The sequence below is a fragment of the Microcoleus asticus IPMA8 genome, from assembly GCF_013179805.1.
Taxonomy (GTDB): Bacteria; Cyanobacteriota; Cyanobacteriia; order Cyanobacteriales; family Microcoleaceae; genus Microcoleus; species Microcoleus asticus.
This window is the reverse complement of record NZ_SRRZ01000037.1, coordinates 1-17,869: the sequence shown is the minus strand read 5'-3', so window position 1 is coordinate 17,869 and position 17,869 is coordinate 1. Positions and strand designations below refer to the sequence as shown.

14 protein-coding genes are annotated in these 17,869 nt (G+C 44.6%); 6 read left to right on the top strand and 8 right to left on the bottom strand.

The features are described 5' to 3' along the window. Window positions 1-15: 15 nt before the first annotated feature. Both E5S67_RS12135 and E5S67_RS12130 read right to left on the bottom strand, forming a co-directional pair. On the bottom strand, window positions 16-159 hold the full coding sequence (locus E5S67_RS12135; RefSeq protein WP_172187448.1) for a hypothetical protein: 144 nt from the start codon (window positions 157-159) through the stop codon (window positions 16-18). Window positions 160-460: 301 nt separating this feature from the next. Then, on the bottom strand, window positions 461-1,378 hold the full coding sequence (locus E5S67_RS12130) for a YhjD/YihY/BrkB family envelope integrity protein (RefSeq protein ID WP_172187446.1): 918 nt from the start codon (window positions 1,376-1,378) through the stop codon (window positions 461-463). Window positions 1,379-1,492: 114 nt separating this feature from the next. Here E5S67_RS12130 and E5S67_RS12125 point away from each other — a divergent pair, with 114 nt between their 5' ends. From E5S67_RS12125 to E5S67_RS12110, 4 genes are all read left to right on the top strand, one after another. Next, window positions 1,493-2,578, top strand: coding sequence for a hypothetical protein (locus tag E5S67_RS12125; protein WP_172187444.1), 1,086 nt, complete (start codon window positions 1,493-1,495; stop codon window positions 2,576-2,578). Between the two features lie 242 nt (window positions 2,579-2,820). After that, entirely contained in the window at window positions 2,821-3,714 is an 894-nt protein-coding gene (locus tag E5S67_RS12120) for a CNNM domain-containing protein (protein WP_246276748.1), read from the top strand. Between the two features lie 19 nt (window positions 3,715-3,733). Next, window positions 3,734-3,916 carry a hypothetical protein gene (locus E5S67_RS12115; protein ID WP_172187442.1) on the top strand — a complete coding sequence of 61 codons (183 nt, stop codon included), beginning with the start codon at window positions 3,734-3,736 and terminating at the stop codon, window positions 3,914-3,916. A gap of 68 nt (window positions 3,917-3,984) precedes the next feature. Continuing rightward, window positions 3,985-4,179, top strand: coding sequence for a hypothetical protein (locus E5S67_RS12110; protein ID WP_172187440.1), 195 nt, complete (start codon window positions 3,985-3,987; stop codon window positions 4,177-4,179). Here the strand turns inward: E5S67_RS12110 and E5S67_RS12105 are convergent. From E5S67_RS12105 to E5S67_RS32390, 4 genes are all read right to left on the bottom strand, one after another. Beyond that, window positions 4,171-4,734: a DUF7638 domain-containing protein gene (locus E5S67_RS12105; protein WP_172187438.1), complete on the bottom strand. Its 564-nt coding sequence runs from the start codon at window positions 4,732-4,734 to the stop codon at window positions 4,171-4,173. The genes E5S67_RS12110 and E5S67_RS12105 overlap by 9 nt on opposite strands. Window positions 4,735-4,874: 140 nt before the next feature. Continuing rightward, a complete protein-coding gene (locus E5S67_RS12100; protein WP_172187436.1) occupies window positions 4,875-9,161 on the bottom strand; it encodes an O-linked N-acetylglucosamine transferase family protein in 4,287 nt (1,428 codons plus the stop codon). A gap of 22 nt (window positions 9,162-9,183) precedes the next feature. Continuing rightward, window positions 9,184-10,512 carry a glycosyltransferase family 4 protein gene (locus E5S67_RS12095; protein ID WP_216670382.1) on the bottom strand — a complete coding sequence of 443 codons (1,329 nt, stop codon included), beginning with the start codon at window positions 10,510-10,512 and terminating at the stop codon, window positions 9,184-9,186. Window positions 10,513-10,536: 24 nt separating this feature from the next. Continuing rightward, on the bottom strand, window positions 10,537-13,473 hold the full coding sequence (locus tag E5S67_RS32390) for a glycosyltransferase (protein ID WP_216670381.1): 2,937 nt from the start codon (window positions 13,471-13,473) through the stop codon (window positions 10,537-10,539). A 630-nt stretch (window positions 13,474-14,103) separates the two neighbouring features. Here E5S67_RS32390 and ftsH3 point away from each other — a divergent pair. Beyond that, on the top strand, window positions 14,104-15,942 hold the full coding sequence (gene ftsH3, locus E5S67_RS12085; protein WP_172187434.1) for an ATP-dependent zinc metalloprotease FtsH3: 1,839 nt from the start codon (window positions 14,104-14,106) through the stop codon (window positions 15,940-15,942). Between the two features lie 266 nt (window positions 15,943-16,208). Here ftsH3 and E5S67_RS12080 read toward each other — a convergent pair whose 3' ends face one another. Both E5S67_RS12080 and E5S67_RS12075 read right to left on the bottom strand, forming a co-directional pair. Beyond that, window positions 16,209-17,057 carry a DUF1206 domain-containing protein gene (locus E5S67_RS12080; RefSeq protein ID WP_172187432.1) on the bottom strand — a complete coding sequence of 283 codons (849 nt, stop codon included), beginning with the start codon at window positions 17,055-17,057 and terminating at the stop codon, window positions 16,209-16,211. Between the two features lie 309 nt (window positions 17,058-17,366). After that, complete coding sequence (locus E5S67_RS12075) at window positions 17,367-17,576, bottom strand: hypothetical protein (RefSeq protein WP_172187430.1); 210 nt, start codon at window positions 17,574-17,576, stop codon at window positions 17,367-17,369. A gap of 228 nt (window positions 17,577-17,804) precedes the next feature. On the opposite strand from E5S67_RS12075, the gene E5S67_RS34735 reads away from it, so the two are divergent. After that, window positions 17,805-17,869: transposase-like zinc-binding domain-containing protein (locus tag E5S67_RS34735; RefSeq protein WP_422614717.1), on the top strand; the 65-nt coding region annotated here is incomplete at its 3' end.

The following is a 17,869-nucleotide window of genomic DNA, read 5'->3' as shown; positions in this document are numbered from 1 at the left end:
TGCGGGATCGAAAAATCATCCTTCAGGGATAAGTTGCAGGGAAAAATTGACAGACGACTTCCTTCTGCTGACAGAGACGTGCAGCAGCTCAAATTCTAGATAATTTAAATATAAATGAAGGAGGGTGAAGGGAATTTCCTGTATTCTGGTCGCTGTCAAACTCGCACCTCCTAGCCATATCTAACTCGAGCCTGCTTTCAGCTTGCTGCTAGAGATGCGAGGTCAGCAAAAGGTAGAATTTTACCCCTCTGAATCAATCAGTAGGGCTTTCGAGAAAGCAGAAGTCGGTCGTCCCGAAGACTGAATGTTAGAGGGCAAGCGAAAAAAAAAGCAAAATTATTGCATTCAAAATTTTGCTTTTCTTCCGCCTTGCACCTTCTGCCTTTTTCCCTCTTCCTTTTTGCTTTTTCTGTCAAACCCGGAGTGCGACTTTAACCTCAAATTTCCCGTTTGTCTAATATTAAGAGTTCTTCCGATGTTTGCGCGCGGAGGATTCCCCGTTTTCGCTGTTTAGGATATTCTTTCGCGAACCTTGCATTAGAGATCCGTATCGGTTAGCCCAAACTTGGGTAAACTCGGCACCTAAGAAGAGAATTTGAGCGGAATAATTAATCCAAAGCAGGATAATCACGAACGATCCCGCAGCACCGTAGGTAGAGGCAATACCGCTACCTCCGAGGTAAACTCCTATTAGAGATTTGCCGATCGTAAACAGCACTGAGGTGATGGCGGCACCGATCCAAACATCATTCCAGGCAAGATTAACATCGGGCAAAAGTTTGTAAATTAAGGCAAAAAGCAGCGTAACTACGCCGAAGGAGAGAGCAAAGTCCACAATCTGCCAAATGTTGATTGGTAATTGCAGCAAGCCGTTCAACCAATAGCTAACCGCTGCTAAAACTGCGCTAATTACTAAAGATACTAGCAGTAGAAATCCTATGCCTAAAATCATTGCAAAAGACAATACGCGGTCTTGCAAAAATCCCCAGATTCCGCGTCCGGGAGGAGGTGAAACATTCCAAATAGTATTGAGGGCTTCTTTGAGATTAGTAAATACGTTGGAAGCACCCCACAAAAGTGTAGCGATGCCGACTAGAGTAGCAATCATTCCCGACTTTGGTTCGGAGGCTTTGAGGATTAGTTCTTGGACGGTTTGGGCACCATCTTTGCCGATTAAACTTTGGAGTTGGGCGACGATTTGACCTTGGGCTGCCTCTGCACCAAAGACTAAACCGGCGATCGCAATTACGATAATTAGCAGCGGGGCGAGGGAGAAGACTGTGTAATAGGCTAGGGCCGCGGCTAGGGTTGGCGCTTTATCTTCTTGCCATTCAGTAAAAGTTTGTTTGAGCAGCGATATGACTGTTTTTAAGTTCACGGCATTTGGTTTCCTTATACTTGTTGTCCACCAAGGGATTATAATAGGTTAAGAGTTTTTTAGCGTCGGCCACAAGATAGATTTATCGATTAGCAAACTGGGAAAATTACTTTTATGTCAGATTCCAACACAACTGTTAACAGCACCGATGTAAAGTTGTCCAAAAAAGCAATTTCTTGGGCAAAACTGAGCGCATTAGTAGCAGTGGTCAATTTTTTGCTGGTAATTTTCCATTTCAGTTACCTGCCGTTGCGCCCTGTTTATCAGAGCTATTTTCCGGGTTTAGTTAAAATTTATGACCCGATTAAAGGCATTGATTCGAGTTTGGCAAATCCCGAATATTTGAAAAGCGCTGACCAGTTTTGGCGAATTGATGCGTTGTTTATCGGTTTTTTTGGGGCGGAATTTTTGATTAAAAGTCTGTTCCACACCCGCCGCAAGCCGGGGGTAACTTGGTTTGATTTTGTGCTGAGGCGCTGGTACGAGGTGTTTCTGGTGCTCCCGATTTGGCAGGGGTGGCGGATTCTGCCGGTATTGGTGCGGCTGCACAAGTCGGGTTTGGTGAATCTCGATCGCGTAGTTACTCAAATTACCTACGAACCGGTGGCTTATTTAGCCAATACGATGTCGGAATACATGATGGTGCGGTTTATCAATCAAGCTAAAAGTTCGATAAAACAGGGCGACGCGGCGCAGATGTTGCTGGCGCAGCAGCCGTACCTTCACGTCAATCAGGAAAATACGATCGAACAAATTACCAAACGGATTTTGGATCTGACAATTTACAAAGTTTTGCCGCAGGTGCAACCGGATTTGGAAGAATTGCTGCACCACAATTTGGAAACAACAATCAAACAGTCGGATTTCTATCAAATCCTGCAAACTTTCTCTCCGATTAATATTTTGCCGACCGAGATGACGGAACAGCTAGCAAATTATTTGGCTCAAACTGCTGTGGATGTGGTATCTACTACTTATGAAGACGATAAAGGTCGAAAAATTCTCGATAATTTCAGCCAAGAATTTAATCAAAGTTTGCGGCGGGAATTGCAAGATGAAAAAACTCTCGGTGAATTGCAATCGCTGCTGTCGGATTTGTTAGAAGAAGTGAAGTTGAATTACATTCAAGGCGGGTTGAAGTCCGATCCGGTGCAGACTTTTACGGAAATTAATTCGCTCCGGGAAGTAAAGGAGAGTTGATATAGCAATGAGTTCCGGCTTTGTGAATTGGATGGTTTTGAACGAACCGCGAAGACGCTTTCATGCGCGAAGGAGGATAAGAGAAGAGAAAGAGTTAACAAGTTTTACGGCTAAGGTGCGCCGAGGCGCACCTACGAATACGGGTAGTGGGGATATCCGCAATTTATGGCGCTCAATCTATCTCCATCGCCAGCTAAAATTAAATAATTAACTGAAAACATCTATCGTATTAGATATCTATCTTGAACAACATTACATCGCTAGAAATAGAAGTCGCCGAAACAGTGCTGAGATTAGCAATGTTGCTGGGATTAACACTTGCAATCGCGTTTTTTGTGGCGTCAGAATTAGCATTAGTATCAGCCGATCGCCATCAAATCCGCCAACTTGCCCAGTTGGACGATCGCCCAACCGCGAAAACCGCCGAACTCGTCCACCAAGCTCAAAACAACATACCCCATTATTTGTCTGTGACTCAAACTGGCACAACAGCAGGGAGTTTGCTGTTGGGTTGGTTGGGTGAGGGAGCAACTGTACACTGGATCGAACCGTGGATCGACAAATTGCCGATCGGTCATTTGCCCGCCGTGCTGACTGCTCATTCGATCGCAGTTCCCGCAGCTTTTATCTTAGTAACTTACGTAGAAATAGTCTTAGGAGAACTAATCCCCAAAGTATTAGCAACCCACGCCCCAGAACGCACCGCTTTGCTGCTGATGCCGGCCCTCGAACTCTGCTCAAAATTACTGTGGCCGCTGCTAGCAATTCTCAACGGTACCGTGCGGCTGCTGACTGGTTGGATTACCAGTAAAGAGTCTCAACCGCTGGTGTCACCTTCCCAGGCAACTCTCGTTCAAAAAGATGCTCATTCAGCACTAATTTCTGGCCTATGGGAAGTGAGAGCAGTTAACGAAAAACTCGGGTTAAACCTGCCGACTAACCAAGCTTACCAAACAATCGCCGGATTCGTGATCCACAATTTAGGTAAAATGCCAAATCAAGGCGATCGGCTATTGTGGGGCGAGTTGGAAATAGAAGCAGAAAATGTAGTAGAAGGCAGTTTAGAAACAGTGCTCTTGCGCCAGGTAACTCGTCCTTTGTTTGAGACTCAGCAGCCAGAACTCGTGTTAAATTAATAGCAACTCGGGGTTAAAATTGGATTTTAGATCCAACAGTAATAATGCCTTTGCAGTGCGCCACTACAAACCTTCCCTGCGGATAAAGGACTGCTGCGGTGCAAACAGCGATCGCGTAATGTCGCAGCTTGTCCATCTTCTGGGCGAAACATTGCCCGCCACTCCCCGTCAGGCGATCGGGCTAAACAATGTTAGGTTGTAATTAGTCGCTCTGTGCGACAACTTACCAGAAATCTGCAAATTGCATAAAGCACAGTTTATGAGGTGGATATGCTGAAAACGCTTTGGGCTACGGTTCGACAAGGGAAAATTGAACTGCTGGAGTTATCAGAGTTACCCGAAGGGGCAAAAGTATTAGTAACACTCTTACCTGATGAAGAAGCTGAGTTTTGGCTTCAAGCCAGTCAAACATCACTAGATACAGTTTGGGACAATACTGAGGATTCAGATATTCGCTTAATTTAATTGTTCCAATATCCCTTCATAGTCCCTCTTGAAGCTTTCGAGAATTTCCTGGGAAATTTCTGTGTTTTCGATACACATTCTGATAGCGGAATCTTTACAATCCATATCACCAAGAACATAAATTCTCAGATGTTTTGGAATAGCATTGTAAGCTGCTCGCAACCTACTTTTATTTTTTTTTGTTGGCAATGTTAGGAATCTAGCAAAGGCTTCAACACAAGTCTCTGCAACTGTTTGCTTGCCCTGAAGCAGATTGATCGTATCTTCTACTTCTTTAACAAACTCATCAATCTCTTTATAAAACTCTAAAGTCGAATTTCCGTAGTATAGATGGTGACAGCTTATCCTCGCACCCTTCGGAACTTCGGTAACAACCCATCCCTCAGCAACTTTGGTTTTGAATTCCTCAAAGTTAACCAATCCCCAACAATCGATCGTACCGTCCTCAAAAACTCCGATGATGGTTTCATAGTAGTTCCAGTTGTGTATAAATGCCGACAACCCTTGACCTCGAATTATTTCTCCATTTGCACCGTTTCTATATATTTTAAGCATTTCTTTTGCCCTTCAAAATCAAGTTCCAATTGCCTAACTAATCGCGCCAGACAAGGCTGGGTGGTATGCGACCCAGCCTACGTTACAGTAGGGATACGGCAGTGCCGTCTCCCTAAAGATATCGCCTACTCCGCCTTTCATCACCCAACAGCTACCTTAACCGCACCCCCAACCAACTGCTCGTAATCCGCCAACAACCACGGAGGCAAACAAGTATTCGCATCCTGAACCCGCAACTGTCCAGCGCGACAATACAGCATCGCCGCCAACAAATTATTCACAGCTTTAGGCGTTCCAAACCCTTTACCCAACTCAGCAACCAACGAGTTGAAAAACTCGCGTTCGCTCTCATTCAGTGGCTCATTAATAAACCCGCTGCCCAGCATTGCTTTGTAACCATTGCCAAAATCACTCCGGTACAAAAGTTCCAGTTGTTCGCCGGAAAGGCTCAGCCACAAATCGGCAATTTGCTTGCGAATTTGGCGCAAATCTGCTATTACCAATTCAGCCGTCGGGTCGATTTCATAAAGATTGACGGCAGCAGTTAATTGATTGAGAAACTGCGGCAGATAATCTTGTTTGACAAGTGTTTGTTCGGTTGTCGCAAATGCGCTTTCAAACACCTTTTCGTAATCTTCAAGCAACCACTGCGGCAAGCGGGTGCGAGCATCGGGAACCCGCATTTTTCCCGGAACAAAATACAGCATCGCCCCCAGCAGAGCATTGATAGCTTGAGGCTGCACCAACCCTTTGCTAATTTCGGTCAATTGCTGCAAAAATTTTTGTTCGGCTTCAGTCATTGATTCTGCTTGCAAGCCGCAGCTAAGTAGTGCTTGATATCCCTTGCGAACGTCTCCTCGGTAAAAACTTTCAAGTTTTTCTGAAGGAACAGTTAGCCAAAAATCAGCCAGTTGCTTTCGGATTTGGCGGAGTTCCAAAACTACCGATTCGTCAGACGAATCTATGCGGTAAAGATTGACGCATCCTAACAGTTGGTTCGCAAATTGTGGCGATTGAATGTATTGAGCTAGCAAATCAGAAGTTGAGTCAGAGTTGACGGCAGCTTCCGTCTCAAAAACTTGTTCGTAATCCGCAATTAACCAGTGCGGCAAACGGTTGCGAGCGTCGGGAATTCGCATGGTTCCCGGTGGAAAATACAGCATCGCACCCAGTAGAGCATTGATAGCTTTGGGATGCACTAATCCTTTGCTAATCTGGGTTAATTCTTGCAAAAATATTTGTTCGCTTTCCATCATCGGTTGATGTTGGAAGCCACTCTTGAACAGGATTTGATAGCTGTTACCTGAAGCGCTTTTGTAGGCGGTTTCAAGGTTTTCGGCGGGAATGTTCAGCCAAAAATCAGCGATTTGTTTGCGAATTTGACGCAGTTCGGATATTGCTGAGATGTTTGATGAGTTTCTTTGGTAAAGCTTGACGGCATTCGAGAGAATCTCGCCCAAATCTGCCTGCTTGGGAATGCTATCTTGTAAGCTGCGGGATGCTTCCTGGTGGCTGGTTTGCCATTTGCCAAAGAGTTCTTGGAATAATTTGCCGATCGCCCCAGAGTATGCAACACTGTCAAAACAGCGGGGATTGCCTTGCATTTTTTGCTGAATTTCCTGCCGTTTTTGCTGCCGCAATTGCTGGTTAGTGCCGAGGGTAACGGCTAGCTGAATGTAAGATGCTTCGTCATACGCAATTAAATCAGACATTTGCAGTTCCCGCAGCATCGCCGAACCTTGGCGGAACCGCAAAGCATTTCCTTCCACAACCACCGCCGGCAATCCTACTTGCAAAGGGTCAATTAACGATGTTGCCCCAGCGTAAGGATAGGAATCGAGATAAACATCTGCTAGCTGCAAAAATTCTTTGACATCCGCGCGGCTTGGCAGTTGTTTTACGAACCGCAAGCGGTTGTTATTTACGCCGTATTTAGCGCAGACAGCGTTCATATTGTTAACAAAAGGCGTAGCCGGATAAGTCCGAGTCCAAGCCGGCCCGAAGGGATATAAAATTAAGATTGAATCGGGTACAGCAGCTAGAATCTTTACCCAACTCTCCCTCAATTCAGGCAGAATTTTGTAGAAGTTCGCACCGGAGATAAAAACTGTTGTCTTGTCGGAAATTCCGAGACTTTGGCGCGTAGGTTTGACTGTAGCTACTTCCGACTCTGTTGCGTATTTGAAACAAAAACCGCTGCCTTCGAGAACAGCCAACTGTTCGCGATATTGTTCTTGATAACTAGCATCCGGTGCGGTAAATTGACCGGCGATGTAGTAATCCATGTGCCGGATTCCGGTGGTTGTCGGGGAACAGAAAGAGGTAGTTTGTACCCGCGCTAAACGGTGCATTGCTAGTGAAGTCAGCGGTTTGTTAATAGCTGTTAAATTCGTACCTAAAAACAGGATATCTAAGTCGTCGGCGCGAATTGTTTGGACTTGCGATGCAAAGTCTTTCGGGAGTGCAACCAGTTTGTCGGCCCGACTTTGACAGTATTGTTCTAATTGGTGGCCGCTGGTGTTGAGCGCGTACAGGTAAATCTCGAACTGGTTGCGGTTTAAATGCTCGAAAACCGGGATTGTAGCGAAGGTTTCGGTTTGCGGCGCGAAATGGTCGTTGATGATGCCGAGGCGGATTTTTGTGCGATTTGGCGATCGCGCCGGGAAAATACAATCAATTGAACAGCCGCGATTTTTGAGTGCAAACTCAATAATTTCCGCCCGTTTGGTGTAAATATCGCGCAGATTTGCCGTGGTAAAATAAAGCGGGATAAAGTTCGCAACTTGCGAGAAAAATAAAGCTATATTTTGCCAAAGCTGGGAATCGGGATTTTTGAAGATATTGCTGTGGACGTAATCCACCCAGCCTTGGATGAATTGATAGTAACTGTCTGCTTCTCCTCTGCTTTGGAATAGGTTGGGACAAGTAAACATGAATTTGAGATATTCGTTGGCGAACCAATTAGGCAGTGTAGCGCGATCGTACTTGAGCGGCAATTGGTGGGCGCGACGGTACAGCATGGCTGCGAGCAGGTAATTGATGGCTTTTGGCTCGTTAAATCCTTTCGCCACATTGGCGGCTAATTCGCTGACAAAAGTCTCTTCTGTATCCGTTAGCGCTTCATCTCTAATCTCGCTGGCCAGCAGCGCTTGGTGGTGTTTGCCTGGATCGCCTGCAAAGGCACTTGCAACTTGTTCGACTGGTAAATTAAGCCAGATAGCAGCAATTTGTTTTCTAGCTTGGCGGGCATTTGCTAGTGCGGATAAATCGGTCGAATTTTTCTGGTATTGCTCGATAATGCTTGACAATAATATTGGAGCTTCCGGCGATTTTGCCGGGATTTGCTGTCCGCTGCCGCAGGCTTGCATCAACGCTGAACTAACTGTTGTTGCCATTTTTGACCAAGAAAATTTGCGGGATTGTCCAAGTCCGGCACCAATTAACGACCGACGAATATCCGGTTTTTGCACGTCAAGCAGGGCATTTCCCAGTGCATTAACATCATTTTCACCTACATAAAATGCTGCTTCGCCTGCTACTTCTGGAATCGAGCTGTTGGGAGAAGTGACGACGGGACAACCGCAAGTCATTGCTTCCAATATTGGCAGCCCGAAGCCTTCATACTTGGACGGAAATATGAGGGCGATCGCACCCGAGTAAGCCGCTCTTAATTCATCGTCGCCCAAATACAGCAGGTGGACGTTTAAACCAGCAGTGTACGGTTGTAATGTAGGTTCTAGCGAAGGTTGACCGCTAGTACAAACAACATCAAATCCCGACTTGCTGCTGAGTCTCGATAAAGCTTGAAAAAAAGTAATTGTATTTTTATAACCGTTGAACCCCAATCTTTCTCCAACTATTAAAAAGTAGGGCTTTTCAAGCCGGTGTGCAGTTTTAAATGCTTCTATTTCTGGTATACTAGAAGGATAAAAATGTTTTTGAATGCCGCAGTGAGCGACAGTAATTGATGCGGGAGATATTTCGGGAAAAAATTTTACTAAGTCGCGGGCCGTGTTTTGGGAAATGGCGATGTAGGAAGATGCTTGGCGGATAGCATGATGTTTTTCACGCCACATGGGATTATTCAGGTCGCCTCCCGTAACTTCGGGTATCATGTCGTAGGCGACAAATGCCGATCGCGTCGAAATCGGTGTTGTATAGTAGGTAGAAACAAATAAATCTGCATTTTCTCGATCGCAGATTTGCTGCAACATTTGCTTGTCAGCATCGGTTTTGTTGTAATCGTAAACCGGAATCGAGCGATATTGAATGCCGGCAACCTTCGGTGTTGTGCCGGCGCGATCGAGCATTACTATATTCTGAGCAAAACCGTCTTTTACCCATTCTTCCATCAAAGACTGCCAAACGCGAGCAATCCCGCTTTTTTGCTGGCTTTGAAAAAATATGCCGTCAATAACTATTTTCATGATTGGTGAATTTCCTGTAAAATTACGATAAAGCAGTTCGATAAGCAGCGATAGTTTCGTCAGTGCACCTTTGCCAGCTAAAAAGTTTAGCTTGTGCCAAGGATTTTAAAGACATACTTTCTCGCAGCGATGATTTGTTGTAGATTTCCAGCATACTATGACAAAGCGCGTCGGTATCTTTTGGATCTACCATAATTCCCGCTTCCCCAACTACTTCGGGAAGCGAAGATGTATTTGAGGTAATCACCGGTACTCCACACTGCATCGCTTCCAGAGGTGGCAAACCAAAACCTTCATAAAACGACGGATAGACAAATGCTAAAGCACTGCTGTAAAGGGCTGCCAAATCAGATTCTGGGACGTATCCTGTAAAAAATATCCGCTCTTTTAGAAAGTTTTGCTTAGAAACTTCTTCCATAATTTTATCGTATTTCCATCCCGGAGTACCCACTAACACCAGATACAAATCTTTAATATTTTGTTCCTCAATTAGTTTAGCAAAACTGCGAATTGCACCGTCGAGATTTTTCCGAGGTTCCAATGTACCCAAACTCAAAATATAAGGAGCGTCGGGAATGCCGTATTTGCTCCGAGTCGAAGCAAGTTTTTCCGCATCGCGGCAGGGGTAAAATACAGTCGGTTCCGCAGCCAGATGCGTGACGAAAACTCTCGACTCGTCCATGTTTAGATAATTGCAAAGGTCGTTTTTTGTTGAATGCGATATGCAAATCACCCAGTCTTTCTGAGAAATGCTTGCTAAAGTTTTTTTGTAAAGTAAAGGGATTTGTTCGCTCAGCAGAAACTGGGGATATAAAACCGGGATTAAGTCATAAATAGTGAGAAATGCTTGCGGTTTCTTTCCTCTCTTAACAGATGCAGGTATTTCATCGTAGGGAGAGTGAAAAATATCGACTTCATCTAAACTGCGAGAGTCAAGAGTATTAGAGTAAGCCCCAATCATTTTACTCGTGTTTTCTAGATGATTTTTCACTTCCTCCAAAAATAACTTATCCTCCCCTGGATTGCCAGCCGCATTATTTTTTATTTGACACCCAACCAGATTGTAAGTATCGATTAGCTTTTTGTAAAAAATCCTAGGAAAAGTTGAGTGCAGCAGGGGAACTTTTGCTAACTTAGGATTAGATTCTAGATAATCGAGGCTAGCATCGAGCAACTGAAAATACTGATTTACGCTAAACAGTAAATCGCATTCTTTCGAGCTGGTTAATCCTTCAGCAATACTTTCAACTACTCTAAAAATTCCCGTGCGAGCGCGCAAATGCAAATGTCCTTGTCCCAGGACTGAAATATCGTAGATAACTTTTATTGGCTCTAGGTTTGATGGTTGCATCTATGGTTCTTATCGATTAATATTTTAGCTAGATAAAGCAATTTTGTAGGCAGCAATTGTCTCCTGAATACACCTGTCCCAACTAAATTTTTGAGCTTGTTTCAGCGACTTTAATGACATCTCATTTCGCAAAGATGGACTGTTATAAATTTTGAGCATATTGTGGCAAAGTCCGTCAGCATCTTGAGGATGGATCGTAATTCCTGCATCACCAACTACTTCGGGAAGAGATGAGGTATTTGAAGTAATGACTGGAACGCCACACTGCATTGCTTCTAAAGGTGGAAGACCAAAACCTTCATAGAGCGATGGATAAACAAATGCTAGCGCACCGCTGTACACTGCCGCTAAATCTTCATCAGCTACATAACCAGTCATAATCACCCGGTCTTTTGATAAACTGCTCTGGGATATTTCTGCCAATATTTGTTCGTAATCCCACCCGAGAGCACCAACTAATACGAGGTACAAATCTTTAATACCTTGCTGTTGGACTACTTTTGCAAAACAACGGATGGCGTGTTGGATGTTTTTTCGAGGTTCTATCGTACTTACACCCAAGATATATTGTGCATCAGGTATGGAGTATTTCTTTCGGATTGCTGCAATCTTGTTGGTGTCATAACAGGGATAGAATATATCCGGATTAGCTGCTAGGTAGGAAACGGAAACTTTTGCTGGGTCAAGATTTTTGACATGATTGAGTAGGTCGTTTCTAGTAGCTTGAGAGATGCAAATTACGGAATCTTCAGGAGTTAAGCTTTGTAATGACATTACCATTCTCTGATAATCGCCGTCGTTTTTGCCGACAAATAAATCCGACAAGACAATGGGAATCAAATCGTAAATTGTGGTAACTTTTTTCAGGTTTTTAATTTGCCTTACTTGGTCGGGAATGTGATAAAATGTTGAGTGAAAAATATCTGTTTCGCTCAAAATATTTGGATCGAGCGAGTTATGATTAGCGGTGAGATTCATCGCCTGAACCAGAGGATTTTTTAAACTTTCTATCAAAGACAGAGCCTCTGATTCGCTGCCATTATTTATCAAAACTTTACTCTGATTTTCCAGCATTCTGTAAAGTTCAATTAGCTTGGTGCGCAATTGATAAATAAAGCTGGGATGTACAAAGGGTATGTCTTTAAAAATTGGCTGCGATTCCAAGTAATCCAGGGTATTGTGGACGGCTCCTATAGAATGAGTGGCACAAAAAGATAGCTCTAATTCTGTTGAGGTAAGTAGACCTAATGCGATATTCTCGATAACTCTGGCAACACCAGTTCGAGAACGAGTTACGTGATGGCCGTATCCGAGGACAGAAATGTCGTAAAGAATCTTGAGCGGTTTTTCTGTTTTTTGGCTGCCAACGGCTGAGAATTTGAAAGTTTCTGATTTTTTATGAAAATCTTTGTGGATAATCAGAAGCAGAGATGTGGCAACATAACCTCCCATTTCTAATTTTAGATGCGGCTCAGTATAAGGTGGCTTTGCTATTTTTAAGTCAGGCTCTTGATTGCCCATGTCATAGTTTACAGGCTCTACCCAATGTCCTTGCTTCTCTAATTCTTCAATTAGTCGATCGATATCTTGACGCCTGTAAAATACTAAATGGGGTAAATCTAGCGTACCTGTATTCGACGTACAATTATATTCTGTTGTGTGAAGCGCAATTCCGCCACTCTTTAAACAAGCCAAAGATTTTTGCACAAATTGCAGCCCTTTTTCGATCGAACCTATGTGTTCAAAAGCACAAGACGACCAAATAAAGTCAAACTGTCCTAGCTTCAAATCTTCAGGAATGTAGTTCATATCTACTTCCCGAAATTCAACTAATCTGTCAAATTGTTCTGGCGGACAAATGCCTTTGACATTGAGAGCTTGTTTCCCTTTACAAAGTTGGTCTGTCTCGCCCCATTGTTTGGCGCTAAGGGAATCAATACTTTGATCGGTTGCTGTGATTTCACAGCCCAAAGCAGCAAACAAAGACGGTAACGGTTCATTTCCAACAGCAAATCCTAAACCTTTTTTGCCCTTACCCAGAAAGTTTCTTTCTTGCAGAGCTTGGACAATTGCCACGAATTCCCACTGTTTGCGGCGAGGAGTAAAAGGCTCCCTCATTTGGGAAATCCAGCGTTGATAGTAATCTGTTTGGAAATCTTTGTATACACAAAGCCTGCTGGTCATCAAAAGTTTTTCTGGTTTTTGGGGAAGGCTTTCTAGAGTAAAATTAGAGATGTTTGAAGGAACTTTGGTGATTTCTAGAACAGCAATCGCATTGGCAAAACCAAAAGGCGAATCATATTCTACGTTGCTAAGTTCTAGGGGATTCGCTTGTACCCAAACAGAACAGTGCGTAGGTCGGTAGTAGGCTTGGACTAACTTTAAAAAACTTGGATTTATAGCTGTTTGCGGAATATTGTATTTTTTAAATAAGAGGTTCAAGTAATCAAGATCGAACTGGATAAACCATCCCCTTTCTAGAAGTTTGCCAAAGGGTACAGTAATCAATGCTTCGCCGCCATCTGCCAGCAAATCGTAGATTTTAGCGATCGCCTTTAAAGGCCCTTCTCGATCGCACTTTTCTAGTTTTTCACCGTAAGTTTCATTTGGTTCAGCTCCTTGTCCTATATGTTCTACTGTAGAGATGGAAATTATAGCACTATATTTCTCAGATGGTGAAAGATCCATTAAATCTACATTCTCTACTCCATCAGCTATTTCGTATTTGTCTATAATTCTTCTAGCTTGAATTTCGGCCAGATCTCGCTCGATAAGTTGTTCATAATGTTTCAGCACGTTGCCGACTTCCAGCAGCCTGCTTTTATCCTTTAATCTGGCCAGAAAATTGCAGGCTATGGGAATTTCTACTGCTCTCTCAGAACTCGGAAAATTATTGTGTTTGAGTCGATTGTACTGTAGGCGCTGACCGTTGAAAATAAAAGTATCTTGCAAGTCTGACATTGACAATTTCCAGTAAAAAAATAAAGGTATATTAATAGAAAAATGCGTTCGGCGATTGAGTTTATTTCACCCAATAAATACTTTGACCGACTAGACGCTGGTACCGATTGGCTTGTTCCCTATAGGGAAAGGTGCTAAGCTCAATCTATCGCTACAGAGCAGACACTTGTCATCGATCTTGTTTCAATTTTTTTTTCGGGCGATCGCTCCTAGAAAGATTCACTCTTCTAAGAGTAAGTGGCATCATCCGGCAAAGCAGTGACGCTCAGCTCGCACTCGCACAACATTTTCAGCATCCTTGACAAACTAACTTTTTAGGTGTAACCAACTAAGATTTTAGAGGTCGATCGACAGTTCGATCGCATCGATCGCAGATTAAATCTAGCCTACAAGCGCACTATTGGGAAGCCGCGGTGCGATCGTCCGTGACTGTTTGGGAATTCTCCAAATGCCCTCAGCCTTAAGCCGAAGCCCAGCCCAGCCCTCTGCCCTCTCTCCTATATAACTAAACTCCTTCTTCTTTCACAAGATACTTGCCGGCCCCAAACAAGTTACAATTACGTTAAGATTGATGAACATAAATAAAAAATCCCAAATTACAGGGACTAAAAATTAGGAGGATCGACCTCGGTGAATAAACGCTGGAGAAACGCTGGCCTGTACGCACTGCTGGCTATTGTAGTCATTGCCTTAGCAACGGCATTTTTTGACAAACAGCCCCCAAGTAGGGAAGTTTGGAAGTACAGTCAATTCATTCAGGAAGTCGAAGGCAAGAGAGTAGACAAAATAAATATCAGTTCTGACCGCAGCAAAGCTCTGGTTACAGCTCAGGACGGCAACAAGGTAATCGTTAACCTGCCGAACGACCCCGAACTGATCAACATCCTGACCAAAAACAACGTAGACATTTCCGTTCTGCCCCAAAGCGACGAAGGCTTTTGGGTAAAAGCCCTCAGCAGCCTGTTCTTCCCGATCCTGCTCTTGGTGGGACTGTTTTTCCTGGTGCGGCGCGCCCAAAACGGGCCCGGCAACCAAGCCATGAACTTCGGCAAATCCAAAGCTAGAGTCCAAATGGAGCCCCAAACTCAGGTGACTTTCGGCGACGTAGCCGGCATCGAACAAGCCAAGCTAGAGCTCGCAGAAGTCGTGGACTTCCTGAAAAATGCAGACCGCTTCACCGCAGTCGGAGCAAAAATCCCCAAAGGCGTGCTGCTGGTCGGCCCTCCCGGAACAGGCAAAACCTTGCTCGCAAAAGCAGTTGCTGGAGAAGCAGGCGTTCCCTTCTTCTCGATTTCCGGTTCAGAATTTGTGGAAATGTTCGTGGGTGTCGGTGCTTCCCGCGTCCGCGACTTGTTTGAACAAGCTAAAACGAACGCTCCTTGTATCGTATTTATCGATGAAATTGACGCCGTAGGCCGCCAGCGGGGAGCTGGTTTGGGCGGTGGTAACGACGAACGGGAACAAACCCTGAACCAGTTGCTGACAGAAATGGACGGCTTTGAGGGCAATACTGGCATCATTCTGATTGCTGCCACAAACCGCCCCGACGTGCTAGATGCCGCGCTGCTGCGTCCGGGTCGCTTCGATCGCCAAGTTGTAGTCGATCGCCCCGACTTCTCAGGCCGCCTAGAAATTCTCAACGTTCACGCCCGCGGCAAAACTTTGTCAAAAGACGTGGACTTGGAGAAAATCGCCCGTCGCACTCCCGGTTTCACCGGTGCCGATTTGGCAAACTTGCTGAACGAAGCAGCAATTTTGGCAGCCCGCCGCAACTTGACCGAAGTTTCGATGGATGAAGTCAACGACGCGATCGACCGCGTGCTCGCCGGCCCAGAAAAGAAAGACCGCGTGATGAGCGAAAAGCGCAAAACTTTGGTAGCTTACCACGAAGCCGGTCACGCTTTAGTCGGTGCCTTGATGCCCGACTACGACCCGGTGCAGAAAATTAGCATTATCCCCCGCGGCCGCGCTGGCGGTTTGACTTGGTTCACACCGAGCGAAGATCGGATGGATTCTGGCTTGTATTCTCGCTCTTACTTGCAAAATCAAATGGCGGTAGCTTTGGGCGGCCGCATTGCTGAAGAGATTGTCTTCGGCGAAGAAGAAGTAACAACCGGTGCCTCGAACGACTTGCAGCAAGTGGCAAGAGTAGCGCGGCAAATGGTGACTCGTTTCGGAATGAGCGATCGGCTAGGCCCTGTAGCTCTGGGCCGCCAGCAAGGGAATATGTTCATGGGTCGCGATATCATGGCCGAACGGGATTTCTCCGAAGAAACCGCAGCGACGATCGATGATGAAGTGCGTTTGTTGGTAGAGCAAGCTTACCGCCGCGCTAAAGATGTACTCGTCGGCAACCGCCACGTCCTTAATGCTTTGGCAGATATGCTAGTTGAAAAGGAAACTGTGGATTCGGACGAATTGCAAAATTTGTTGGCTAATAGCGATGTGAAAATGGCAACTATTGCCTAATTGATTTTGGATTTGGGATTTTGGATTGAATCTAAAGTTTGAAATCGGTAATTGGGGTGATTCTGGGATTGTCTGGAATCGCCCCGATTTTTATTTTGGATTGGGGGCTGGTGATATCATATCAGATCGTGTCCGATTGATTACCATAATAAAAAACGGTTGGTAGTGCGGAGTTTAGTCCGCTCCGACCTGCGGACTAAACTCCGCACTACCAACCAATTTTAGTGGGGATTTAATATAGTTTAACTGGAAAATTCATCAGTTTTTCAACGCACAATCTGCCGGTAACGAGCTTCGATCGCGGAGTATATGCCATAAGCGATCAAACCTAAAGCGACAATTCCCAACAGCCAAGAACCAAAAGGTTGTTGTGCCAAGATTGCTAGCGCTTCTCCAAATCCTTTAGCTTGACTGGCATCAGATAGTTTGGCAGCTTGAATTAAGAAAATACCGATAATCACGAAAACAATACTGCGGGCAGCAATACCACATCGACCCAACCGCACCGCCCAAGTTTGCTCTGCCTGACTCATTTGACTGAGTTTTAAATGGCGGCGGAACTTAGCTTTATAAGATTGGTAGAGATTATAAAAACCGACACCAATAACAATTACTCCTGCCAATCCTACCAACCACCGTCCAAAAGGTTGTGCTAAAAATTGGGCCGTCCAATCTTCAGTTGCATTGCCGCTTTTACCACCAGAACCGATAATTAATTTGACAGCCGTCAGCGCCAAACCTGAATAAGCTAACGCACTAAAACCATAGCCAACGCGCTGGGCAATTCGCTTGACATCCATTTTTTCACCAGCGTGTTCCGGGTCGAGAATCGTTTGAGCAATTTGCAAAATAACGTACCCAATAATGCCAATTGTCACAAGAAACAGCAGGAATTTTCCGAAGGGTTGGGTGACAATTGTGCTTAAGGCACCGCTGCTATCTGTGGTTCTACCGCCAGTCCCAAAAGCTGCTTGGGCGGCTAGAAAACCGATAATAAAGTAAACCAAGCCTTTGGCGGCATATCCCAGTCTTGCCAGTCGCTCGAACCAAGAGTCAGAGGTTGCGCGTCGGACTGATTGTTTAATGTTATCAGTTGGTGAGTTGCGATCGGTCATATTTTTCTACAATAATTTAGACTGAGTTGGGTATTGTAAGTGCATCATACTAAATCCGTTGCGATCGCGTAGCGTGCCGGAGGCATATCGCTCACCTATTTTTGGTTATAGGACAAGCAAGATCGGGTTTTTTTGGGCGGATGTTGGTATAAATAGTTCTCCTATTATTAATTTCTGAAGTTCAGCAATTTGTGGCATCCCTCCAGGTAGGTAAATTAGTCAGAGCGATCGCAGTCGAATAGTATCTCTAGAGGATTACGGCAGGATGCAACTTGCTCGAATTCTTGTTAGTTATGATATTGCTTTCTGTTAAGCGCGATCGGTCTTGCTAAAACCACCGCCGCTACTGTCACGGCAATAAGCTCGATATACTAAGGTTGGTGAATTTTTGTACCTCCTAGCTAAAGGAATATTTGCAACTCGATTTCTCGCTCTCTGCGAAATTTTCCGCCGATCGAAAGTAATTAGATCCGGGGCCCCGGATTCATCCGTGGAGGGAGAAAGAAAGCTCCGAATCATCTTGTGCTCGCCCCCGGATTCATCCGTGGGGTCGATTCTAAAATCTAAAATCTAAAATCTAAAATCTAAAATCTAAAATCTAAAATCGATTGACAGGGAGGAAGTTCTTTATTTAACCGATCGGGATTTACTACAAAAGAGCCGCACCCTACCATCTAAAAGCGGATTTGGTAATCTGTACTAAAATTAGGCGTTGCTGAGTTAGAGTATGAATAGGAGGAATAATTTATGCAATGCCCAGAATGTAAATCAACCCATATCCGTAAAAACGGCAAGAAGAAAGGAAAACAGAA